Below are 23,763 nucleotides of genomic sequence, written 5' to 3' on the forward strand. Positions count from 1 at the left end.
CGTGGTTTTCGGAACAAAGTGGAAATGGCCCCCCCCCCCCCCCCCCGAGGGTGACGTTGGATTTCGTCCAACCCACTACGCCCCTAGCTGGCTCCAGTGCACCTTATACTCGATCTTCTCCCACCCCTCCCCAAATTCTGGTTTTTTCCTCTCCCCCCCTACGAGGGTTTTTGGAAAAGAAGGGAACGGGCCCCCCCCCCCCCCCCCCGAGGGTGACGTTGGATTTCGTCCAACCCAATACGTCCCTAGCTGGCTCCAGGGCACCTTAGACTGGATTTGGTCCCATGCATGTTCGCTCAAATCCTCCTCTTGGGCTCAAAAAGGAAGACGGATATAGACAGCCACGACGAAAAGCCTCTCTACCCTAACGGGCAAAGAGGCTTCATCATCCGTATGATGGAATGGAGGATTACAAAATCTTGATGGAGGTTACGGTCGTGCCCGTGCCCTTCAGCTCCAGCACTCTATTGTCCGCCGGAAGAGCGCCGCCGGTAATGCTGACGTTCGGAGCCACGTTATAGACTGCATCCTGAACGGTCGTATTGACGTTCTGGGAGATGGTCACCGTGGCGATCTTGCCGTCGGCGCCCAGGGTGATCCCCTTGTACAGTCCGAATACGGTGAAGGTATTCTGTTCGGTAGCAGGTGCGGACTGGGTCACTTCCACGAAGATGGCCACATTGTTGTATGTGCGGATCTTCAGCACGTCTCCAGCCTTCAGATCGGCCAGGGTGACCTTCACGCCGCCGCGGTAGATATAGGCGTTGGCGTCCACGGTTACCGGCACGGTCGTCTTATCGTCCTTCTGCACCAGCAGCACGTTGCCGGCAGCGGCCGCCGTCAGCTTGCCCCGGATCAGCGTCTGATCCTGGCTGCTGCCCGGAAGCTGCTCGCCTGTGCGGTCCAGAAGAGCGGCCAGCTCTGCGCGGGTTACGGGCTGACTCGGACGGAATGTGTTGTCTTCATAGCCTTGGATCAGCCCCTTGGAGCGTGCAACCTCCACATACCCGACGGAACCGGCGGGAATCTTATTGGCGTCCTTATAAGGAAGCGTCACATTCATGTTCGCTTTGGCTTCTGCAGACAGCTTCATCGCCTTGACCAGCAGGGTAGTGGCCCACAGGCGGTCGGCCGGCTTCTCCGGCTGGACCGATTCATCGGACTCGAGGAACAAGTCGTTCTCCAGAGCAACCGCTACGTAGCCCGTCGCCCAGGAGTAGTCCCGCTTGATCTTGTCAGCGTCCTTGAAGTTCAGCGTGGTGTTCATCTCAGCGGCCGACTCGGCTTGGTCGCGCAGGCCCATGAGGCGCACGGCTGCCGTAATCGCTTCGATGCGGCTGATCGGCTTCCGGGGCTGGAAGGTGCCGTCCTCATAGCCTTCGAAGACGCGCTTCGAGGCCAGGCTCGCTATGTATTTCGCCGCCCATTCCACATCGCCGCCCTTCAGGTCGGGGAAGTTCAGAATAATATTGATATTCCCTTTAAACTCGACCTTGCCGCTATCCTTATACTCCGATTTGGAGTCTCCTCTGTGGTCGCGCTTGTCTGCCCCGTTTGCGAAGGCGCTTGCACTTCCGCCTGCCAGCATGGAGACCGCTACACCGGAAACCAGCATCTTTTTCATCCAAGGTTTGAAGTTCATTTCGTTTCAACTCTCCTTTTTATCATTTCGTACGTATGAGAGGTTCTGGCCAAGAACCGCTTCGCGAAGTGTCTTGCTGTACTATAAGTGTTCGTTGGCCAACCAGGGGATTGAGGGGGTCGAGGGTTCATGGTATTCTAAAATTCGGTAAATAGAACAAAAGGAGACTACCATGAACCATAAATCCAAACTCATTCTCGGCCTTGCTTCTGCCGTGGCCCTAGCAGGGCTGGCAGGCGCCGCCATCTGGCTGAAGCGGGATGCTTCCGGAGCGGAAGAGCCCTCCTCCAGCTCTCCGGTGTCCGTCACGGCTGCCGCCACAGGCACGCCCAAGCCCTCGCCCAAGCCGACCGAGCCGCCGATCCCGACGGAGACCGTCGATATCGCCGTAGTGGGCAGCGAGCTGGAAGGCTTGTACCTGGCCCGTGCCGCCGCGGACGAAGGACTGACCGTGAAGATCATCGACCCGCGGGAGAAGGTCGGCGGACAGCTGCTGCAGGCGGAGATGCTCTTCCTGGACGAGACCCGGGATGCTCAGGGCAAGCTGATGGTACAAGGCCGGGCCAAGGAGCTCTTCGACGGCTTCCGGTCGGGGAAGATCCGCAAGCTTTCGGAATTCACGGCCTACTTCGATACGCTCCGGCATGGCATTCCCTTGGAGTCCGGTGTCACACTGGGCAATGTGGAGACCGGGCCCGGACTGGCGGGCAGCGAGGCCGTACATAGCGTCCTCTACCAGACCAAGGACGGCGCCAAAAAACGGCTGTCCGCCGCCTACTGGGTGGAGAATACGGACTTCGCCGCCCTAGCGGGCAAGCTGAAGGCCACACGGCTGCCGGGACTGGAGAAATTTTACGGCCAGGACCACATCGAATACATGAGCTCCGGCATGATGATGAAATTCAAGGGCGTGGATTGGGCCCGGTTCCAGGAGCACTACAAGGAATCCGTCAATGCCAGCTATGCCATCGGGCTGACCTCCGTCACCAACGGGTACAAGCCGACGAACAGCCGCGTGTTCCTCCGGGGGCTGAATGCGGTGAACCAGCGGGATGGTGAGGTGCTGATCAATGCCTTCCTGATCTATACGGTCGATCCGGCCAACGATACCTCCGTCCGGGAAGCCATGGAGCTCGGCAAGAAGGAGCTCCCCCTGATCCTGGATTACTTCCGCAAGCATATGACCGGCTGGGAGAAGGCGGAGCTGAACGGATTTCCCAACTACCTGTACATCCGGGAATATAACCATTACGAGACGGACTATGTGCTGAAGGTTTCCGACATGCTGGGAGCCAGGATGTTCCCGGACAACGTCAGCATCGCCGGGTATCCCTTGGACCTGCAGGGCACCAGCGCCAACAAGTGGGGCATCGAGATGGGACGCCCGGACAAGTACGGCATGCCCCTTCGCAGCTTCCAGCTGAAGAATTACGAGAACGTCCTCCTGGCCGGCAAAAATGTGGGCTCCTCGGCCATTGCCTACGGGAGCGCCCGGATCCAGCCCAATACTTCGCTGGCGGCCGAGAGCATCGGCGTCATCCTGGGACAGATCAAGGGCAAGAAGAAGCTCCGGGAGCTTACGGCCCAGGACTGGTCTACCCTGCATCCGTACCTGGAGAGCAAGTACGGCATCAAGCTGACGGGCGTCACCGGCACCAACAAGCTGGCCGGCTGGACGGAGGAGGAGCTCCGGAAGCTGGACACAGGGGAGATCGTCTACCCGACCTACGTGAAGACCAGGAAGCCTTGAACCGATTCCAAACAAACAAGCGGCTGGACCAGGAACCCTCTCCTGTCCAGCCGCTTGTTTGTTCGAACCGATACACTTCGCTTACCCCTGAGGGCCTTTCCCCTGCTTTTCCTTCAGCCAGCGCGGCGCGCCCTTGTTCTTGGAATCCGCCTTACGGCCGTTCTTGCCCTTGCGGGTGTTCTCCCCGGCGATGGTCCGCCCGGCGCCGCCTGTCCCGTTCCGCGGAGATCCTGCCCCATTACGCGGAGCTCCTGCCCCATTACGCGGAGTTCCGGCTCCGTTCCTCGGACCGCTCGCCTTCTCTGCCGGACGCCCATTCCCGGCGGAAGAAGCAGCGCCTCCGCGGACCTCCTCCGGCGCCTTGCGTTGCAAGGTTCGCTTGGGAAGCTCCGACGGCGCAGCCAGCCGGCCTTCGAAGAGCATCCTGCGGTCAAAGGCGATACCCAGGGCCTTCGAGAATTTATCCAGAATAAACAGCTGGTTCGGGGCGCAGATGGCGACTACCGTCCCCTTCCTGCCCATCCGGCCGGTCCGTCCCGAACGGTGGACGTAATGGTCCGCGTCATGCGGAAGGTCGAAGTGGAACACGTGGGTCACATCGGGAATGTCCAAGCCCCGTGCCGCCACATCCGTAGCCAGGAGGAGCGGGACGCGCCCTTCGCGGAAGTCCTTCATGACCTTGGCCCGGTCCTGCTTTCCCGCATCGCTGTACAATCCCTCTATATTCAAGCCGGCAAACTTCAGCTTGGACAGAATCTCCCCGAAGTCCTCCACCTGATTGGTGAATACGATCCCCGACGTCGGCTCCAAGGTGCGGACCAGCCTTCGGAGGGTATCGATGCGCTCCCGCTCCTCGCACACCACGTACAGGTGCTCCAGAGTCTCTGCTGTCCGCTGCTCGGGCTTCACGTCCACGGATACGGGATCGGTCATGAACCGGCCGGCCAGCCGCCGAACCCCCTCCGGCAGGGTAGCCGAGAAGAAGCAGAGCTGGCGGTCCCGAAGGGCGCTCTTGATGATCGCCTCCGTCTCCTGGCCCTCTCCTTGATGGAACACCTGGTCGGCTTCGTCGATGATGATGGTCTTCACATGATGCATGGATACTTTCCGGAGCTTGATCAGCTCCAGAATCCGTCCCGGCGTGCCTACGGCGATCTGGGGATGGAGACGGAGGCGGTCGATCTGACGACCGATGGCGGCGCCGCCGATCAGGAGCTGGGCGGACACCCCAAGCTCTGCCGAGGCCTGCTCGATGACCTGGACAATCTGCGCCCCCAGCTCCCGGGTGGGCACCAGAATCAGCGCCTGAAGCTTTTTGGCCGCCGGGTCCACCTTCTCCAGGATCGGCAGCACGTAGGCCAAGGTCTTGCCCGTACCGGTCTGAGACTCCGCCATCACGTCCTTGCCTGCCAGCAGGGCGGGAATCGTCTGCTGCTGAACCGGAGTCGGTTCCGTGATATTCATCGCCTTGAGATTGCGGAGTACGGTTTTATGTAAGGAAAAGCTTTCGAAGGAAGAAGTCATGGGTAGCTCCTTTGGGCTTGATGGGATGTTCATTATTATACCAAATAAAGTTTTTCAAAAAAAATCGACAGAATGACGTTACATCTGACAACCTCAGCTTGTCTACTTTTATGGAGCCTCTAATAAAGGCTCCCATTCATAGATTCCTATATCATAAGGGAGGAAATTGAACATGTTGAAGCACCACCTGCGCAAGATCCTGCTAGTCCTGACGGCCTGTTTCCTGGCGCTGGCCGCCGCCATCCCGGCATCCGCTGCCGGACCCAAGAGGTATGAGAACGGCATGCTGACCCCGCCTCCGCCAGACATCTACAAGTACCATACCTATATACCCGGGCCTAGCACCAGGACCGACGTCAACGGCGTACTGTCCATCCAGAGCATGGCATCCGGCAACCTCTACCTGATGCCCGGCCGTTCGGACATTGCCGAAACCATCAACGGCGAGCCCGTATATACCGGCGTTTCCTCCGCCAATGTGATCTGTCAGCAGATCGGCATCACCGCCGAGCTCCAACGGTGGACCGGCAGCTACTGGGTCACCGAGAAGAGCTCCTCTTTTACCTCGTATAACAATGCGGCTGCCCCAACCACCGATGCCACCAAGGTATACCAGACCGGCTATTATTACCGGACCTACAGCACCCATTGGCTGGATTATAACGGAGTACACGAAGTAGGCAACTCTTACAGTCCGTTTAAAGCATTCTAATCTACATATCCGCAATCAGCTTCAGAAATAACGGGGATGCATCCGCATCCCCGTTATTTCATGCCTTCCGCGAAGCGGACCATCTCCTCCTTGGACACTTTCCCGATGAGTTGATAGGCGTAATTCGAGTCCATCCAATTCAGGAAGCCAGTGTCCGCCCCCTTCCGGATATAAGCGGCCTCCGTCCCGGAGATCTGGAGATGCTCCAGTTTATCGTCCGGATCGACCTGCAGGTTGCTGTACTTATTCATCGCGACCGGCGTTACCGTTAAGGCCAGCGCAGCTCCGCTGCCGCTTTCCTGATAGAGCATGACCCCATTCACCAGCCGCTTGGCTGCATTCGTACGCAGCTCCGCTTGGAACAGCTGGTAACCCGCCGGTACATAGGTGGGAACGGGCACGCGGGAAACCGTGGCGGCCTTCGCCTCATCCAGAGTCTTCACTTGAACCGTAGCGGCGATCTCGAACTCATCGGTCGTACCCTGCCCCATGATCGGACCTACATTGCCCGGTGGAGGCGCCGTCAGCATCTTCTTGGACGGCTCCTTCTCCAGCTCCTTCTTATCCCCCTGGAACAAGGTGACCACCCCGTCCTTGACCCCGTCCCAGATCTTCGTAACCGGCAGGAACGCCTCCGTTTCCTTGGCCGGACTGAACACGGCTACCGCCAGCAGGAGAGCCGCCACCGCCAGTGCTGCGGTCTGCAGTCGCTTGCGCAGCCGCCGTCTGCGGACATGCTTCTGGAGCTTAACCGACATCCTCTCCCAGGACGCCGACGGATCCGGGACCTCCATCTTAAGCTCCGATCGGACCGCCTCGTCAAACGCTTCGTCAAAGAGCTCATCCAGCTTCTTATTGTCCATCGAGCAATCCCCAATTCTCTCGCAATTTCTGCTTCACCGACTCCCGCGCCCGGTACAGCCGTTGGCGCACTACACTCTCCGACGTTCCGAGCAGCAGCGCAATCTCCTTGTAGGAACAGTTCCTTCCGCTGCGAAGCTCCACCAGCAGCCGGTATTCCGGCTTCAGAAGATTCATGTATTGGACGATATCCTCCTTCAGCAGCTGCGCCTCCACCTCTTCCTCCAAGCACGCATAGATGAGATTCTTCGGAGGCTCTCTTCTACTAAAGACACTTCCATGATCCAGTTCGTTACGGTTCTTCTTTAATTTCCTCAAAAAGTTGAAGGTTACATTTCTTGCCACCGTCCGCAGCCAACTCTCCGCACTTCCCACGTCGTTCAATTGGCCCGCCCGGTCTAGAGTCCGCAGGAAGGATTCCTGGATAATGTCCTCCGTGGCCTGGTAGTCCTTCACGATGAAGAACACCATCGGATACACCATCCGGAAATACTCCATATAAACCTCCCGCTGCTCATCGGGTGGCATTTCGTAGAAGTTTTTGGTGAAAAGAAGAGTCAACGTATTCGACATCACTGGTCCTCCAAGCTTAGGCCCATCCTATCGGTTCCATGACTCTATAATAGGGAAAGTCCCAGAGCCGCACAACTAAAATATGGGGGCCGCCATGCATAATCCCGGCCGGAAATCGCGACAATATACCGGTGTTCCCCATTTCCACCCCATGAAAGGAGATCAGGAAACATGGCTAAAATCGCAGTGGAACCCTCCCTGACCGATGTGAAGCAGCTTCTTCAGCAGAACGGACACGAGGTGGTCGGCATCGATCAAGCCACCAACTGCTCCTGCTGCGTCATTACCGGGCAGGATATCAACGTGATGGGCATGGCGAACACCTCCACCAATGCATCCGTCATCAACGCCGACGGCAAAACCGCCCGTCAAGTGGTGGACCAGGTGCTCCAAAGCATCAAGTAAGCCTAAAAAGAATGAAAGCGTCCCTTTCTGCACTCCGGCTGACCGGGCTGCTGAAGGGGACGCTTTGTTATTTTTGATTCAGAAGCTTGACCGCCACGCGATCCAAGAGCCGGGGAAACAGCTGGTACAGCTTGACGCCCACAGCAGCGGTCAAGGGAAGATCGATTTCCTTGCGGTTCCGCTCCACGGCGTCGGCCACCCGAGACGCCACCGTTTCCGGCTTCAGCATGAACCATTTCACGTTCTTCACGTAATTCCCCGACGGGTCAGCGACATCGAAGAAGGGGGTATCGATGGGCCCGGGGTTGACAGACGTCACCGAGACGCCCGTGCCGGCCAGCTCCTGACGGAGGCTGTTGGCGAAGCCCAGCACCGCATGCTTCGAGGCGCAGTAGCCCGTCCCCTTGGCCGATCCCATCTTGCCCGCCATGGAAGCGATCTGGACCAGACTGCCGCTGCCGGCCTGCAGCATGGAGGGCAGCACCGCCTTCGTACAGCGGACGAGGCCCATGTAATTGACGTCCATCATGCCTTCCAGGTCATCCAGCCCCAATTGATCCAAGGTCTCGAATCGGCCGTACCCTGCATTGTTGATCCAGATATCGATCCTTCCGGTGCGGCTCAGGACATCCTGCACCGCCGTCTGAACGCTATCCATCTGCGTCACGTCCAGCTTCACCATCATACAATCTCCGCCCAGCCGCTGCTGTGCCTCCCGAAGCTTCTCCAACGAACGGGCCGCCAGCACCACCCAGGCTCCCCGCTTGTGGAATTCCTCCGCCAGGGCCATTCCCAACCCGCCCGACGCTCCGGTTATAACGGTCACTTGACCGGATAAATCTCTCCTCATTCTCAATCCCTCCCCACAAAGAAAATAGCGGCAGGCTTCTAGCCTCCGCTATCCGATCTCATCCATCCGCCAAGTCCTCTAGGTGATCAGCACTTGGATGTCCAACTCGCCGATGCCGTCGATAATAAGCGGAATGGTTAATGCCTTCTTCGGTGTAAAGCCCGCCGACGCGGCGGATTGTACGATAACGGGAGGCGTGATATCCACGCGAACCCCTTGGTTGAACAGAATGGTGCTGGCATTGCCGCTGATCATGTTGCCGAGCTCCGATATGGCGCTCTTGCCCATCTCGTCCATCTCGCTCAGGACGAAGCCGCCCATCATGGCCGAAACTAGCTTCAGCGCAACTTCCTCATGCAGACCGAAGACGATGTCCCCTTGCATCTGGCCGGTTATCCCAATCTGGATCCATATGTATTTCTCGACGAATTTAACGTCCTTAACCCCCAACTCCCCGGTTGTCGGTCGAACGCTGATCAGCTGCTCCAGCACAATACTGGCAGATTCCAAAAATGGGTTGATGTATTCCGCCTTCATCACGGGCCTCCTTCTCCAACTGCAGTCGCCTTGCTGAAGCCTGTCACTTTTTCTTATTATATACGATTTCCTTGGGTCAAGTATACTAGAAAAGGCACGAATTTTGGAGTAAAGATATGGAACGTGTCACATTTCCCCTTTCACTTCGATCTGAACGACGAAGAACCCGCCAATCAAGGCGGGTCCCCGTAGAAGTCCTATCCGCTTCTCATGCCGATCCGGTTGCCGGAGCTGTAGCGTGCCAGCCCCCTGTGGAAGACGGTTGCAGCGGCCGCTCCGAATACGAGGATGGCGGCGGCGGTGCCGGCCATAAATCCGGCATCGGCATCACGGAGGAAGCCGACGGGGATGTAGCTGATGAAGCCGGCGGGAATGACGGTGAAGAGCATGATTTTGCCCCAGCCCTTGAAGATGTCCGTCGGGTAGGTGGTCAAGGTGATGAAACCCATGAAGAATTGGTAGCCGAGCCCCTCCGCATTGCCGATGAAGAAGGCCAAGGACTGGGTCAGCACGTAGAAGCTCAGGTTCAGGAGCATGACGGCGATGCAGGCCGTCCCATATTTCAGGAATCCGGCCGCCGAGTGGTCGCCGAATATGCCGTATAGGATGACGCCGAACAGAAGATCTCCGACCGCCGGCAGCGACATGCGGTTCACCAGCAGGTTCAGAAGCACCGGCTTCGGCTGGGTCAGATAGGTATCCAGCTCGCCCTGGGCCACCAGACTGGCGATGCGCAGCGCGTTGCCGAAGAGCGACTGGGACAGGCCGAACCCAGCGGTCCCCACCGCCCACATCATCATTACGTCGTGAAGGGACCAGCCCTTGACGAGGGTGAAATTCTGGAAGTAGACCGCCCAGAAGAAGAGGAACACGGCATTGTTCAGCATCATCATGCCCGCCGTCAGGAAGAAGCTCATCCGGAACTCCATGGCCCCGGCCAGATTCAGCTTCCAGGCTGTCAGGAGGAAGCCCCATTTTCTAACCGCCGTTGACATTGAGCCTCGTCACTCCCTTCCGGAACACCAGCCACAGGAGCGTGCCCAGCGCCAGCCCCCAAGCCAGCTGGATGCCCAGCATCTCCAGCATTCGAGTCCCGTCGAATTGTACGGCCGTCTTGACCGGGAAGTAGACCATAGTCTGAAAAGGCAGCCACTCCACCGCCCTGCGGAGCGTTCCCGTCAACAGCTCCAGCGGAAGCAGCATGCCGCCCACCGTAAAGAGCAGCTTGTCGTAGACGAAGACCAATCCCTGGGTCTCCTCCACCCAGAAGGCGCATAGCGCCAGGATCATGCGGATGATGAAGTTCAAAGTCATGGCCCCGGCCGCCACCAGCACGAACCCGGCCCAGCCCCAGCCGAAGTCGGGCGGACCGAACAGTGACAATCCCAGCACGCTGCCGACGGCGAGATTGATGACAAGTCGGACGGTATACTCCCCTGCGTATTCGGAATAACGGTACAGGATGTAGTTCAGAGGCCGGGTCATCACGTAGGCGATGCCGCCGTTCTTCACCTCGTCCTCCACCGTGAGATGCACCCGCGGCACGGCCGTCACCATGGACTCGGAGAAGATCAGGTACCAGATCAGCTCCTCGAACCGGTAGCCGCCGATGCTCCCGGTCCCCGCTCCCTCGTAGGTAACGGTCCACAGCTGGACGAATACATACAAGATCAGGAGCAGGAAGATCGTCCGGATCAGGAGGTCCGTCACGTAAGCCAGCTGGTTGCGGACGGTGATCCGCCCGACGGCCGTATATTTACGAAGCTTCCGCTCCATCCAAGCTGTCCGGTCCATGCTCCTTCACCTCCTTGCCCGTTCGTTCGTAGATCTGGGTGATGATCTCCTCCATGGGTGGGTCCTCGATGGTCACGTCCTCCACCCGGCAGTGGGAGACGATGTGACCCAGCACCTCCTCGATCCCGATGACGGAGGTGTCCACGTTCAGCTTCAAGCCCGCACCACTGCGCTTGACGATCTCCACCCCCGGCAGCTCCAAGAGTCCGTGTTCCTCCTTCAGCCGGAGCTCGATGGTCTTGTACGTCAGCACCTCCCGCTTCATCCGGGACACCTTCTCGTCCAGGATGATCTCGCCCCGGTTGATGACCACCGCCCGGCGGCACAGCTGCTCGATGTCTCCGGCATCATGGGAGGTCAGGAACAGCGTGGTGCCCTCCTCCCGGTTCATCTCACGGATCAGCTCCCGGATCTTCTGCTTCACCACCACGTCCAGCCCGATGGTCGGCTCATCCAAGAACACCACCCTCGGCTTGTGCAGGAGGGCCGCTGCGATCTCGCACCGCATCCGCTCCCCCAGCGACAGCTTGCGGACGGGGGTATTCACGTAGGGCCCGATGTCGAAGCGCTCGATCAGCTCATCCCTTCTGCGGAGAAAATCCGTCCTCGGCAGCTCGTAGATGCTGCCCATCAGCTCGAAGGAATCCACCGGCGGCAGGTGGTACCACAGCTGGGACTTCTGTCCGAAGACGGAGCCCACGATGAAGCCGAGCCGCCGCCGGTCCTTCCACGGGGTCAGACCGCATACCTCCGCCCGTCCGGAGGTGGGGTGCAGGATCCCCGCCAGCATCTTGATGGTGGTGGACTTCCCTGCCCCATTCGGGCCCATGAAGGCCAGCACCTCTCCCTCCTCCACGGTGAAATCGATGGGCTTCACCGCCACCTTTTCCCGGAAGACCGGGCGGAACAGCGACTTCACGCTACCCTTGAACCCCGCCTCCTTCTCCTTTACTTGAAACACCTTGCATAACCCTTCCACTCGGATCGCTTGCATGCCGCTCCCCCCTGTGTGTGATGGAGCCCTCCTATGGCCGCAACAAAAAAAAGACCCAGGCAGCTCCGTGAAACGGAACTTGCCGAAGGTCTTTTATCCCTACGGTGTAACGCGTGTCCCTATTGCCATACGCGCCGGCTTCGCTTGGTTCGGACGGCGGCGCGCCCCGGATCCCTAGAAGCCCTTCCAGTTATTGTCACCGATCGTATCACAGGGACAAGGGCGGATGCAAGAGAAATTTTACATATAGTGTAAGGTTCAGGCCAGGCCGAACATCTCTCGGATGTGAGCCTTCAGCTCGCTCTGAGAAGCGAAGGCCGGCGTATCCACCTGGATGTACTGCTCCGCGCCCGGCTCTCCGCCCAAGCTCAGGATGTTCGCATGGTAGCTCTCGTTCTCGTAGCGGACGATCACCTGGCAGGGCTCATAGCACTTCAGACGGTCATTATACACTTGCTGCTTAAAAGACGATTGGATCATCGTTCCCAGCTCCTCTATTCGATCATGGATGACGCGCTGACACGTAACACCGGCACCGGCAAGACGACAAACTAGGGGACGGACAACGGACAAGTCATCGGATCAACATAAGGGAGGCTGGTTGAGATTGCTTAGCTCTATTTTACCCGGTTCGGAGATGCTCTACAAGGGATTTTTGTAACTGCCTACAAGGTTTATTGTAAAAAACGACAAAAGCCCTACCATATAGGCAGGGCTTCCGTCTTCCGAACTATTAGCCTTGATCCTCGAGGAAGCGTGCACCGGCAATACCCGGCGAAGTCATCTGGAACGGATCCAGGATCTCCGTCAGCTCCTCCTCGGTCAAGAGCCGGCGCTCCCGGATCAGGTCCTTCACGGTACGCCCCGTCTTCATCGCTTCCTTCACCAGAAGAGCGGCCACCTCGTAGCCCAGGTGGGGGTTCAGCGCGGTAATGACGCCGAAGCTCTCCTCCACGTAGCGCAGGCAGCGCTCGCGGTTGGCCTCGAGCCCTTCCAGAGCGAACTCGCGGAAGGCGTCCAGGCCGCGCTTCAGGATCTGCAGGGATTGGAGCAGATTGAAGGCGATGACCGGACCCATGACGTTCAGCTCGAACTGCCCGGCCTCACAGGCGGCGCAGATCGTATGGTCGTTGCCCATGATCTGGAACGCCACCTGGTTCAGCACCTCGGCCATGACCGGATTCACTTTGCCGGGCATAATGGACGAGCCCGGCTGCCGGGGTGGCAGCAGGATCTCGTACAGCCCCACCCGGGGACCGGAGGCCATAAGCCGGATATCGTTGCAGATCTTGGACAGGTTGACGGCGCACACCTTCAGCGCAGCGGACAGCTCCGTATAGGCGTCCGTGTTCTGGGTGGCGTCAACCATATTGTCCGCCGGATGAACCGGAAGACCCAACTGCTCCGTCAAATAGGCGGATACTCGGGTGATATACTCGGGCTTGGCGTTCAGCCCGGTGCCTACGGCCGTCGCGCCCATATTCACGGTGAGCAGCTCCTGCCCCGCCCGGCGGACCCGCTCCCGGTCCCGCTTCAGCACGGCTCCATAGGCTCCGAATTCCTGGCCCATCCGGATAGGGACCGCATCCTGGAGGTGGGTGCGGCCCATCTTGATGACGTCGTCGAACTCCTTGGCCTTCTTCAGGAACGCTTCGATGATGTCGTCCATGGAGCGGAGAAGCTCCTCCGACAGCCAGTAGGAGGCGATGCGAAGAGCCGTCGGAATCACGTCGTTGGTAGACTGGGACATGTTCACGTGGTTGTTGGGGCTGCACTGGAAGTAGTCGCCCTTGTCCTTGCCCAAGAGCTCCAGCGCCCGGTTGGCCAGAACCTCGTTCATATTCATATTGATCGAGGTTCCCGCTCCGCCCTGGATGGAATCCACGATGAATTGCTCCGCCAAGCCTCCATCGGCCACTTCCTCCGCCGCCTCCACGATGGCTCCGCCCACCCGGTGGTTCAGAAGATGCACGTCCATGTTGGCCCGTGCCGCAGCCTTCTTCACGTGGGCCAGCGCCCGGATGAGGGTGCCGTGAACCGGGACACCGGTAATGGGGAAGTTCTCTACCGCCCGGAGGGTTTGGATGCCGTAATAGGCCGCGGCGGGGACGTGCTTCTCGCCGAGGAAGTCTTTTTCAATCCGTACGTCCATAAAGCTTATGCTCCTTCTCGTCTTAGCGCTTGTAGGTATCTGACAGACCGTAGCCGGTGTAGTCGCACAAGCTGCGGAACTCCCGCGGCACCCGGCGGGCCACACCCGTCTCGATGGCCGCCGCGATGACGGCGGAACGGACGGACTCCACCACTTTGTCGTTGAAGATACTGGGAATGATGTAGTTCTCGTTCAATTCCTCGTCCTTGATGACCGAGGCGATGGCCCGGGAGGCGGCCAGCTTCATCTCTTCATTAATAAGGCGGGCTCTGCAGTCGAGGGCCCCCCTGAAGATGCCGGGGAAGCAGAGCACGTTGTTGATCTGGTTCGGATAGTCGCTGCGTCCTGTGGCCAGAACGCGGACATGGGGCTCCGCCAGCTCCGGATCGATCTCCGGCTCCGGGTTGGCCATAGCGAAGACAATGGGGTCCTCGGCCATCTTCTTCAGGTCCTCCACCTTCAGCACCCCGGGACCCGATACGCCGATGAAGACGTCCGCGCCGGGAATCACGTCGGATAACCGGCCTTCAAGCCGGTTCGGGTTGGTGCGCTCGGCCAGCCAATTCCACATGTCATTCGTGTAGGTCTGGCCCGGCACGATGGCCCCTTCACGGTCCACCGCGATGAGATCCTTGACGCCGGAAGCCAGCAGCATCTTGCAGCAGGATACCCCTGCGGCACCAACGCCGACGACCACGACACGGATGTCCTCCACCTGCTTGCCGACCACCTTCAGGGCGTTCAATAGCCCGGCCATCATGACCACGGCGGTGCCGTGCTGGTCGTCATGGAAAACGGGGATTTCCAGCTCCTCCGTCAGCCGCTGTTCGATCTCGAAGCAGCGGGGCGAGCTGATATCCTCCAGGTTGATGCCACCGAAGCCGGGAGAGATGGCTTTGATGGTGCGGATGATCTCCTCGGTATCCTTGGTGTCCAGACAGATGGGGAACGCATCCACATCCGCCAGCTGCTTGAACAGCATGGCCTTGCCCTCCATAACCGGCATCGCCGCATGGGGGCCAATGTCTCCCAGCCCCAGCACCGCGGTTCCGTCGGAGACGACGGCCACCGTGTTGCGCTTGATGGTCAGGGCGAAGGCTTCTCTCGGTCGCTCGTGAATGGCCATGCAGACCCTTGCGACGCCCGGCGTATACACGCGGGACAGGTCGTCCCGGTTCTTGATGGGCATGGTGGGAGCCGTTCGAATCTTGCCGCCGAGGTGTACCAGGAAGGTCCGGTCGGACACGTGCAGCACGGACACCCCCGGCAGATTCTCCAGATCGTCCAATACCTTCTGGTAAGCGGTCTCCGGGATGTTCACCGTAATATCCCGCGTCGTCTTCTCCTTGCCGCCGCGGATTACGTCAATGGCGACCACGTCGCCGCCTGCGGCACTGACGGTGCTGACAACCTCGCTGAAGGCCCCCGGTCTCTTCTCCATCTCAACCCGGATGATGATGCTGGTTAATGCGGCCATTCGGATTCACTCCTGTCCCATATATGTAAGATGATCTATTCCCATCGTGTCCACTTTCGCGGACGTTCACTCTTCCTGCTAAGAAGGGATTACTCCTGCACCAGAAGCACGCCTGAGGAGCCGCTGGACACGGCCGACAGGCCCAAGGCGGACAGCTTGACGAAGAGGCCGTTCTCGTTGTAGCCGGCCACCCCTGTCTTGTACTCTGCGTTGTAAGGGAACTCCAGCTTGGATCGGCCGGGCAGCGTGATGGTGACGGTAGTGCTGGTGGCGCTCAGGTATTTCTCGAAGACCAGCGCCGAGATGTACAAGGTGCCGTCCCGCTCCGTCAAGGTGGCCTTGGATTGGCCGACGGTGAAGAGGGAGGTCTTGACGCTGACGGGACCCAGGGGAACCCCGTTCTCGGATACGCTGCCTCCTGCTCCTCCGGCACTGGCTCCGGTTCCATCCGAAGAGCCGGATGTACCGTTGGAGGAGGTCTTCTTCTTGGTCAACACCACCTGCTCCTTCACAAAATCCACGTCGTAGCCGAACAGCTCTCCCGCCGCCCGGACCGGCAGGTAGCTCGTGCCGTCGACGACGATGACGTCCTTGGCCGCCTTCTTGCCGTCGATGACGAGCGGGTAGGTGCCGTCCACCAGCTTGCCGATGGCGGATTGGATGTCGTCCGCGTAGGCCGTGGCAGACATGGTGAGGAGTACGCCGGCCAAGAAGCCGGCGGCTGCTTTTTTCATAGTGTGAACTTCATCCTTTCCCATTCTATATCTTCCATATTAAGCTATATCGGCAGACTTGTCTCTCCCCTATAGAGACCAATTCGATTCGCATTCGGATAAAATCGGAGCTGCATCGGCTCTTATATCATTAGGAGGGATGGACATGGGCAAACATGCCCTGATGGGCCTGCTTTCGTTAATCGCAGGGCTGATAGCATACAAGTATATGCATGGTTTGTATTACGACGACAACCCGATGATGAAGGAGCTGGCCAACAGCGGCTTCAAGCTCCGGCATCTACGGGCCGTCTCGATCGGAACGGGCGTGGCAGCGGGAGTGGTGGCGGGAATCGGCTGGTTTCCCTCCTTCCAGGTCTCCTTCCTCCGGCTGTGGGCCCCCCTGTCCCTCGTCGTCGCCGCCTCCAATCTGGAGCACGTCGGCAACTATCTGGCTGCCGCCGGCTTATCCTTCGCCGCCTCCGCTGCCCTCTCCTGCGTCAATTGGCGCCGGAATACCGAGGATGACTGGTGAGGACGGCTTGCGCCGCCTGAGCCTGCAAAGTAGCTCCTATAGGAGCTATTTGCCGTCCCCACATCCGCTGCAACCAAAAAACACCCAAACGCGTGGCGTCTGGGTGTTGCTGTATCGAGTATATCATGCTACAATGAATATTGGCGTCTGTACATAAAAAATAGGAAAAACGATAACATTTTTCCTAATATAATTGTAGCAAATAATCCCCACCAGGTCAAACATTTTTTATACGGAGGGAACCGATATGAGCGTAAGTCCCGAAGAGCAGCGATTCGAAGAAGCCCACCTGTCCGGTGTCATCCGCGAGATCGACCACCAGATGGCCAAGTACGGCGGCATTACCCAGGAACGGCGCGAGAACGTCATCGACGTCCGGAAGATGATCTGGGAGGAGATGCGGCAGGACAACGCCAACTGGTCCAATAAAATCGAAACCGCCGGCGATGTGGTCGCCAACTCCCTGGAGCTGGCCCGGATCGAGCGGGGCTACCTCTCCGCGCAATCGGCCCTGCGCAAGCTGGGCCTCCTCCGGAGCTCCCCCTACTTCGGCCGGATTGACTTCCTGGAGGACGGCGCGAACCCTTCGCAGACGGAGAAGATCTACATCGGTCTTTCCTCCCTCTTGGATGATAGGACCCTGGAGCCCGTCATCTTTGACTGGCGCTCCCCCATCGCCAGCATGTACTACGATTACACGCTGGGCCGCGCCAAATACGCCACCCCGGAAGGGCATGTGGAGGGCGAGCTCCTCCTGAAACGCCAGTTCAAGATCAACGGCGGCCTCATCCAGCTGGTGTTCGATTCGGGCATCCGGATCGGCGACGACATGCTCCAGTTCATGCTGGGCAAATCGTCCGACGAGAAGATGAAGAGCATCGTCACCACCATCCAGAGCGAGCAGAACCGCGTCATCCGCAACGAGGAGTACCCGGTGCTTATCGTCCAAGGCGCCGCCGGCAGCGGCAAAACGTCCATCGCCCTCCAGCGCGTGGCGTATCTGCTCTACAAATACCGCAAGAGCATCCAGGCGGACCAGATGATCCTGTTCTCGCCGAACCCCCTCTTCAGCGACTACATCTCCAACGTGCTGCCGGAGCTCGGGGAAGACAACATGCGCCAGACCACTTTCCAGGACTTTGCCGAGTACCGCCTGGGCCGGTTCATCCAGCCCCAGGACCGCTACGAGCAGATGGAGACTATGCTGACGGCTTCCGAAGGTCCCGCCAAGGAGGCAGCAGCAGCCGGGATCGCCTACAAGGTCTCCCGGAATTATCTGGACGCCATCCGCCGCTACCTGGAGCTGCTTGCCTCCGAGTCCATCTGCTTCGATCCGGTACCGTACGGGGAGCAGCCCTGGAAGCGGGAGGAAGAGCTGTCGGAGCTGTTCTACGGCCGCTTCGGCCATCACCAGATCCACGTGCGCCTGGAGCGTATGGCGGAGGTGCTGCTGGCCGAGCTGCCTGAGCTCGAGGATCGGCAGGCCAAGAAGCTGTTCCGGAAGATGATGAATCATCCGAAGTATCTGGGCACCGAAGAGGAGCTCGGGATCATGAGCAAGAAGCAGGTCCGCAGGAAGATCGCCGCCATGGCCGCCTTCATCAAGGGCTTCCGCTTCGTCAACCCGATCACCACCTACCGGCAGCTGTTCGAGAGCCCGGAATTATTCCGCCGCGTTACGGCCGGCGCCGATGCGCCGAACGAGACCGTATGGGAGGCGATCCGCGCCGATACCCTCTCTAAGCTGGACACCGGCAAGGTCCCCTATGAGGATGTGCCGCCGCTGCTCTATCTGTTCGAGACCATCACCGGCTGGAACAGCTTCAACAGCATGCGCCACGTGATCCTGGACGAGGCTCAAGACTATTCGCCGTTCCAATACGAGATCATCCGCCGGCTGTTCCCCCGGAGCAAGCTGACCCTGCTCGGCGATCTGAACCAGGCCATCCAACCCCACATGAGGATTGAATCCTACGAGTTCCTTGAGGATCTCTACGGCAAGGACCAGACCGGCATCATGCGCCTGACCAAAAGCTACCGCTCCACCGCCGAGATCGTGGAGTTCACCAAAGCCATGCTGCCCGGTGGCGAAGCCATCGAATCCTTCAGCCGCAGCGGCAGCAAGCCCATCCTGATCCAGGCGCCGGACCGCCCGGAAGAAGGATACCGCCACATGGCGGATACCCTGCGCTCCATGCAGGCCCAGGGCGTGCCCACCATCGCGGTCATCTGCAAGACCGCGGCCGAGAGCGAGCAGGTCCACCGTGCCCTCCTGGAAGCAGGCGCGCCGGACAGCCTTCACCTGATCGTCAAGGAAGAGGCTGAATTCCGCAACGCTCTGGTGGTGCTTCCCGTGTACCTGGCCAAGGGACTGGAATTCGACACGGTGCTGATCCCGGAGGCGGGAGAGCGGCACTACGGCTCCGAGGAGGAGCGCAAGCTGTTCTATACCGCCTGTACCCGGGCCATGAACGGGCTCCTGCTCTATCATACCGGCGCCGTCAACCGCTTCCTTGCGGAGCTTCCGTCCGAGCTGTACCAAGAAGCCAAGCTGGCATCTCATTCCTGATCCAGTCCCATTTGCCGGCAGATACTAATACGTTCTATCAAAATGATCCGCCGAAAGGAGGAGTCCGCATGCCGGGCTTTATCATCGACCTGGACGGCACCATGTATGCCGGCACCGATCCGATCCCGGAGGCCGACCGGTTTATCCGGGAGATCCGAGGCCAAGGTTGGCCCTTCCTGTACTTGACCAACAATTCCTCCGCCGCTCCGGAGCATGTGGCGGCCAAGCTCCAATCCATCACCGGCATCGAGACCGATGCTTCTCAGGTGCTCACCTCCGCCATGGCCGCCGCCCGGTACATCACGGAGGACCGGCGCGGCCGCCGCGTCTTCTGCGTGGGGGAGTCCGGGCTCCGCCAAGCTCTGGAAGAGGCGGGCTTCGTCCTGACGGATGACAGCCCCGACTACGTCGTGCAGGGCATCGACCGGGACTTCACCTATGCCAAGCTGGAGCAGGCAGTCCGTCATATCCGCAGCGGGGCCCGCTTCATTCAGACCAATCCCGACCATCTCCTGCCTATGGAGGGACGGCTTATTCCCGGCGCAGGCTCCATTGCCGCCGCCATCAAGACCGCCTCGGAGGCGGAAGCGGTGTTAATCGGCAAGCCCTCGTCCATCATCATGCGCTACGCCATCGAGCGGATCGGGCTCCCGGCAGGCGATATCTGGGTCATCGGCGACAACATCCGCACCGACATCGGCGGCGGGATCGCAGCCGGCTGCCGGACCGCCCTCTCCTTGACCGGCTTGGCCACTCCGGACAATTGCGAGGCCTTGATCGCGAGTACGGGCATCCGGCCCGACATCACCTGCGTAAGCCTCATGGAGCTGTTCCGCCTGTTGAAGGATGCGGAAGCTTGATTTTTAAGATATCCTTAAGATATACGGCCTCCCGCACTTAAGATTCAACCATTACAATGGGGGGAAACGCCTGCAAGAAGGAGTGAACAGCCCCATGGCGGCGGAAACCATCCTGCTGGTGGACGACGAGAAAGAGATCGTCGATCTGCTGGAGATCTACCTGAGCAATGACGGCTACCGCATCATCAAGGCCGGCAACGGACTGGAAGCCCTTGAGGTGCTGAATAAGCAAGACGTGGACCTGATCATCCTGGACATCATGATGCCGAAGATGGACGGAATCCAAGCCTGCCTGAAGATCCGCGAACAGAAAAACATGCCCATCATCATGCTGTCGGCCAAGAGCCAGGACATGGACAAGATCATGGGCTTAAGCACCGGTGCTGACGACTATGTCACGAAGCCCTTCAATCCCCTGGAGCTTCTGGCCCGGGTCAAGTCGCAGCTTCGCCGGTATACCCGGCTGAACGTTCCTGCAGCACGCCGGGAGAACGAGATCGAGATCGATGACCTCGTCATCAACATCTCCACCCACGAGGTGAAGATCGACGGACGAGACATCAAGCTGACCCCCCGCGAATTCGCCATTCTGGAGCTTCTGGGCCGCAACCGCGGCATGGTCTTCAGCATCGAGCGGATCTACGAGTCCGTGTGGGGCGAGGCCTTCTTCGAATCCGACAACACCGTGATGGTGCACATCCGCAAGATCCGCGAGAAGATCGAGGAGAACCCGCGCCAGCCGAAGTACATCAAGACGGTGTGGGGGGTCGGCTACAAAATTGAAACCTAAGCTGAGCTTGCTGCGCAGAACCTTCCCCTTCAACTGGTTCGGCGACATGTACGGCTTCTGCGGCAAGCTGGCTCTCATGGCTAGGGTCAGCGTCGTACGCAGCATCCGCCTCCAGCTGATGTTCACCTTCATGGTCTGCCTGGTTGCGTCCACCTTCATTTATGCGGTGGGCAATGTTTTTTTTGGAGAGCTGAACCGGTCTCCCATCCTGGATTACCAGTACGGCATCGAGACCATTGACGGACAAGCCCGGCAAATCGCCAATTATATCAAAACCCCCGATGTGAGCTACCAGGGCATCACCGACTATATCACCCGGAACGTAAGCTTCACCGGGAACAAGGTGCTCCTGGCCGATCTGGACGGCAAGGTGTTCTTCAAGGCGGGCAACGCTACCGAGACCCAGGTGGATCTCCACGACATCATCGCCAATGCTATGGAAGCCCGCTATTCCCCCATGTCCAAAGCGCAGGAATTCACCTCCTTCTATCCCGTCGAGCTGAAGGACCAGCCGGCGTACCTGATCGTCACCGGTATCCCGCAGCCCAGCATCACCTATCAGCGGGGCTCCAGCCCTTTGACCCTGATGACGGCCATTGCGTCCTTCATTTTTATTTTTTATTGGATGACCAAGCGCAAGATGGCCTACGTGGAAGAACTGGCCCGGGGCCTGGCCGAGATCTCCAAGGGACACTTCCACTTCCGCGTCGCCCAACGCTCCAAGGACGAGCTGGGCTCCCTGGCCGCCAGCATCAACAAGATGGCGGAAGCCCTCCAGAAGACCATCGACGAGGAGCGCAAGGCCGAACGGACGAAGAACGAGCTCATCACCAACGTTTCCCACGATCTTCGTACGCCTCTGACCTTGATCATGGGATATTTAAGGCTGTTAAAGGATAAGCACTACGAGGATTCCAAACAGGCGGACAACTACCTCCAGATCGCATACGGCAAGTCGGAGAAGCTGAAAGCGCTGATCGACGATCTCTTCGAATACACCAAGCTCTCGAACCAGATCATCCATATGAATCCCGAGCGGGTGTGCCTGAACGAGCTGCTGGAGCAGCTGTCCGAGGAGCTGGTGACCTATGCGGAGGAGAACGGCCTTCATCTGGAACGGGAGATCACCGGGGAACGCATGGTGCTGTCCATGGACGCCCATAAGATCATCCGGGTGTTCGAAAATCTTCTCGGCAACGCGGTCAAATACAGCCACAGTCCCGGCACCATCCGGGTCCGGCTGATCCGGGAGGAACCCGGCTGGGCGCTGGTTACCATCTCGAACCGCGGCGAGCCTATCCCCCAGGAGGAGCTTCCCCGCCTGTTCGACCGGTTCTACCGGGTGGATGCTTCCCGCACCTCGTCCTCCGGCGGATCCGGTCTGGGTCTGGCCATCGCCAAGAGCATCGTCGAAGCCCACAAGGGCGAGATCTGGGCCGAGTGCGAGGGAGAGGATATCCGGTTCTGCGTCAAGCTTCCGCTCTGATCCCATGTCCCACAATTGCGCCAAAAGGCTCCGCCATCCTTCTGCTACGGGCACTTCCCGTCGCCGAACGGATCTGCGGAGCCTTATTTTGTTGCCCTATTAACCGGGCAGCACGGGAAACCTCAGCCGGAAGGTGGTCCCTTCCCCTACCTCGCTGTCCAGCTCGATTACACCCTCGAAGTGATCCACCAGCTTCTTGACCATGAACAAGCCGATGCCCTGCCCGTTCTGTTCCGTATTCATCTTCTGATACTTCCGGAAGAGCTGCTCCTGCTGTTCGCCGCTGATGCCGATGCCGTAATCCCGGACGGTCAAGTGAAGCTCGCCGCCGGACACCTCCGCCTCCAGCTCTACTACACTTCCCTCATGACTGTATTTGACTGCGTTGGACAGCAGATTGGAGACGACCAGGCGCAGGCCGATGATATTGCTGTGCATGACCTCCTTGCCCGTAAGCCCGATGCGTGCTGTTAGACCGATCCCCTGGGTCCGGGCCTTGATCTCCATCATCTCGGCTACCTCACGGAGGACCCGTTCCGGACCGACGGCGCTTTTTCTCCACAGCGCTTCGGTGGTGAGCATCTGCTCGGTGTTGATGATATGCGTCATCTCGTGATCGATTACGGACACGTAATCCTGAATCTCGGCCAGCCGCTTCGCCGCCGACTCCCCGATCCGGCCTTCCTCCGCTTCTCTTCGAAGCATGGTCGCGTAAGCCTTGATCACCGTCAGGGGATTGCGCACCTCATGGGAAACGACATGGACGAAGTCCAGCTTCTGCTTGTACAGATCCCTCTCGCTCACGATCTTGGCATGCTCCGAAAGGGAGGGAAAGATCACCGACATCCCCGGCTTCCGGTACAGATTGGACCGCACCAGATCTTCGTCCGTCATGAGGTATTCGTGCGATTTGAGCATTCTCGCCAACAGGCTTGCGGAGACATGTCGGCCCGAGTAAGCGCATACGGTCAGCACGCCCAATTGATTGATGGCCAGATCGCATTTGCATTCGTATTGATGCAGGCGCTCGGTCAGGTCCTCCTGATCCTCGAACATCACATGGCCCCAAGCCCTGACGGGAATCCGCTGCTCGAGATAGGGCTGAACGGCGTTGACGAAGTTTTCGAAGACCTTATCGAAATAAAAGGTTTCGCTTAGAAGATAGAAAGCGTCGCTCAAGATAAACTCCACCCGGTTCAGCCGCTCCCCGTAGCCCGAATCCTTCAGCCGCTCGATCACCCGGACATACCGCTCCGGACTGTCGATGAAGATGACATGCTGCCCCTGCTCGAAGCCCGTTACAATAAAGGAAACCGCATTGTCCACATAAGCTTGCAGTTCATCATAAAAATACAGGATGTGAGATCCGCTTGTTACACTGATATGTTCCGTCAAAGGTATCGATCGATTCGTCATGTGCACAAGCTCCAATCTCCTATCAGGGAAACTCTTATCTATAAGAATGATTCTATTTTACCAGGTTGTGGAATGTCAAAAAAAGCGGGGCACCGCCTCAGTTTAAAGCGAATTCAAGCCTTA

General features: G+C 58.9%; 22 protein-coding genes. 8 read left to right on the plus strand and 14 right to left on the minus strand.

The window, feature by feature from the left end:
* Positions 1-409: 409 nt before the first annotated feature.
* Complete coding sequence (locus ACSEXW_RS01990; protein ID WP_438444421.1) at positions 410-1,642, minus strand: S-layer homology domain-containing protein; 1,233 nt, start codon at positions 1,640-1,642, stop codon at positions 410-412.
* 172 nt (positions 1,643-1,814) lie between these two features.
* Here ACSEXW_RS01990 and ACSEXW_RS01995 point away from each other — a divergent pair, with 172 nt between their 5' ends.
* Entirely contained in the window at positions 1,815-3,392 is a 1,578-nt protein-coding gene (locus ACSEXW_RS01995) for an FAD-dependent oxidoreductase (RefSeq protein WP_438444422.1), read from the plus strand.
* Between the two features lie 81 nt (positions 3,393-3,473).
* On the opposite strand, the gene ACSEXW_RS02000 is transcribed toward ACSEXW_RS01995, so the two are convergent.
* A complete protein-coding gene (locus tag ACSEXW_RS02000) occupies positions 3,474-4,916 on the minus strand; it encodes a DEAD/DEAH box helicase (RefSeq protein WP_438444423.1) in 1,443 nt (480 codons plus the stop codon).
* Between the two features lie 172 nt (positions 4,917-5,088).
* On the opposite strand from ACSEXW_RS02000, the gene ACSEXW_RS02005 reads away from it, so the two are divergent.
* Positions 5,089-5,628, plus strand: a complete 540-nt coding sequence (locus tag ACSEXW_RS02005; RefSeq protein ID WP_438444424.1) for a hypothetical protein — start codon at positions 5,089-5,091, stop codon at positions 5,626-5,628.
* 53 nt (positions 5,629-5,681) lie between these two features.
* Here ACSEXW_RS02005 and ACSEXW_RS02010 read toward each other — a convergent pair whose 3' ends face one another.
* Together ACSEXW_RS02010 and ACSEXW_RS02015 are read right to left on the minus strand one after the other, a co-directional pair.
* Positions 5,682-6,491 (minus strand): DUF4367 domain-containing protein, encoded by an 810-nt coding sequence (locus ACSEXW_RS02010; RefSeq protein ID WP_438444425.1) that lies wholly within the window; start codon positions 6,489-6,491, stop codon positions 5,682-5,684.
* On the minus strand, positions 6,481-7,062 hold the full coding sequence (locus ACSEXW_RS02015) for an RNA polymerase sigma factor (RefSeq protein ID WP_438444426.1): 582 nt from the start codon (positions 7,060-7,062) through the stop codon (positions 6,481-6,483). Before ACSEXW_RS02015 ends, ACSEXW_RS02010 begins: the two co-directional genes overlap by 11 nt.
* A gap of 171 nt (positions 7,063-7,233) precedes the next feature.
* Between ACSEXW_RS02015 and ACSEXW_RS02020 the strand changes: the two genes are divergently transcribed.
* A complete protein-coding gene (locus ACSEXW_RS02020; RefSeq protein WP_438444427.1) occupies positions 7,234-7,467 on the plus strand; it encodes a YkuS family protein in 234 nt (77 codons plus the stop codon).
* 67 nt (positions 7,468-7,534) lie between these two features.
* Here the strand turns inward: ACSEXW_RS02020 and ACSEXW_RS02025 are convergent, their stop codons facing one another.
* The 9 genes from ACSEXW_RS02025 to ACSEXW_RS02065 all read right to left on the minus strand — a co-directional run bounded on the left by ACSEXW_RS02025 (position 7,535) and on the right by ACSEXW_RS02065 (position 16,005).
* Complete coding sequence (locus ACSEXW_RS02025) at positions 7,535-8,317, minus strand: SDR family NAD(P)-dependent oxidoreductase (protein ID WP_438444428.1); 783 nt, start codon at positions 8,315-8,317, stop codon at positions 7,535-7,537.
* 78 nt (positions 8,318-8,395) lie between these two features.
* Entirely contained in the window at positions 8,396-8,854 is a 459-nt protein-coding gene (locus ACSEXW_RS02030; protein WP_438444429.1) for a chemotaxis protein CheX, read from the minus strand.
* Between the two features lie 197 nt (positions 8,855-9,051).
* Positions 9,052-9,849, minus strand: coding sequence for an ABC transporter permease (locus ACSEXW_RS02035; RefSeq protein WP_438444430.1), 798 nt, complete (start codon positions 9,847-9,849; stop codon positions 9,052-9,054).
* The gene (locus ACSEXW_RS02040; RefSeq protein ID WP_438444431.1) at positions 9,833-10,648 is read right to left on the minus strand and encodes an ABC transporter permease; all 816 of its coding nucleotides are present in this window, start codon (positions 10,646-10,648) and stop codon (positions 9,833-9,835) included. Before ACSEXW_RS02040 ends, ACSEXW_RS02035 begins: the two co-directional genes overlap by 17 nt.
* Entirely contained in the window at positions 10,611-11,642 is a 1,032-nt protein-coding gene (locus ACSEXW_RS02045; RefSeq protein WP_438444432.1) for an ABC transporter ATP-binding protein, read from the minus strand. Before ACSEXW_RS02045 ends, ACSEXW_RS02040 begins: the two co-directional genes overlap by 38 nt.
* A gap of 258 nt (positions 11,643-11,900) precedes the next feature.
* Complete coding sequence (locus ACSEXW_RS02050; RefSeq protein WP_438444433.1) at positions 11,901-12,122, minus strand: hypothetical protein; 222 nt, start codon at positions 12,120-12,122, stop codon at positions 11,901-11,903.
* 253 nt (positions 12,123-12,375) lie between these two features.
* A complete protein-coding gene (locus tag ACSEXW_RS02055; RefSeq protein ID WP_438444434.1) occupies positions 12,376-13,794 on the minus strand; it encodes an aspartate ammonia-lyase in 1,419 nt (472 codons plus the stop codon).
* Positions 13,795-13,816: 22 nt separating this feature from the next.
* Positions 13,817-15,271 carry an NAD-dependent malic enzyme gene (locus ACSEXW_RS02060; RefSeq protein WP_438444435.1) on the minus strand — a complete coding sequence of 485 codons (1,455 nt, stop codon included), beginning with the start codon at positions 15,269-15,271 and terminating at the stop codon, positions 13,817-13,819.
* A gap of 89 nt (positions 15,272-15,360) precedes the next feature.
* A complete protein-coding gene (locus ACSEXW_RS02065) occupies positions 15,361-16,005 on the minus strand; it encodes a hypothetical protein (protein WP_438444436.1) in 645 nt (214 codons plus the stop codon).
* A 145-nt stretch (positions 16,006-16,150) separates the two neighbouring features.
* On the opposite strand from ACSEXW_RS02065, the gene ACSEXW_RS02070 reads away from it, so the two are divergent.
* From ACSEXW_RS02070 to ACSEXW_RS02090, 5 genes are all read left to right on the plus strand, one after another.
* A complete protein-coding gene (locus tag ACSEXW_RS02070) occupies positions 16,151-16,519 on the plus strand; it encodes a hypothetical protein (protein WP_438444437.1) in 369 nt (122 codons plus the stop codon).
* Positions 16,520-16,766: 247 nt separating this feature from the next.
* A complete protein-coding gene (helD, locus tag ACSEXW_RS02075; protein ID WP_438444438.1) occupies positions 16,767-19,088 on the plus strand; it encodes an RNA polymerase recycling motor HelD in 2,322 nt (773 codons plus the stop codon).
* Between the two features lie 68 nt (positions 19,089-19,156).
* On the plus strand, positions 19,157-19,948 hold the full coding sequence (locus ACSEXW_RS02080; RefSeq protein WP_438444439.1) for a TIGR01457 family HAD-type hydrolase: 792 nt from the start codon (positions 19,157-19,159) through the stop codon (positions 19,946-19,948).
* Between the two features lie 94 nt (positions 19,949-20,042).
* On the plus strand, positions 20,043-20,738 hold the full coding sequence (locus ACSEXW_RS02085; RefSeq protein ID WP_438444440.1) for a response regulator transcription factor: 696 nt from the start codon (positions 20,043-20,045) through the stop codon (positions 20,736-20,738).
* Complete coding sequence (locus ACSEXW_RS02090; RefSeq protein ID WP_438444441.1) at positions 20,728-22,224, plus strand: sensor histidine kinase; 1,497 nt, start codon at positions 20,728-20,730, stop codon at positions 22,222-22,224. Before ACSEXW_RS02085 ends, ACSEXW_RS02090 begins: the two co-directional genes overlap by 11 nt.
* 99 nt (positions 22,225-22,323) lie before the next feature.
* Here ACSEXW_RS02090 and ACSEXW_RS02095 read toward each other — a convergent pair whose 3' ends face one another.
* Positions 22,324-23,640, minus strand: a complete 1,317-nt coding sequence (locus ACSEXW_RS02095) for an ATP-binding protein (RefSeq protein ID WP_438444442.1) — start codon at positions 23,638-23,640, stop codon at positions 22,324-22,326.
* Positions 23,641-23,763 lie beyond the last annotated feature (123 nt).

It is taken from the genome of Oryzibacillus soli (assembly GCF_051594765.1).
Taxonomy (GTDB): domain Bacteria; phylum Bacillota; class Bacilli; order Paenibacillales; family NBRC-103111; genus Paenibacillus_AR.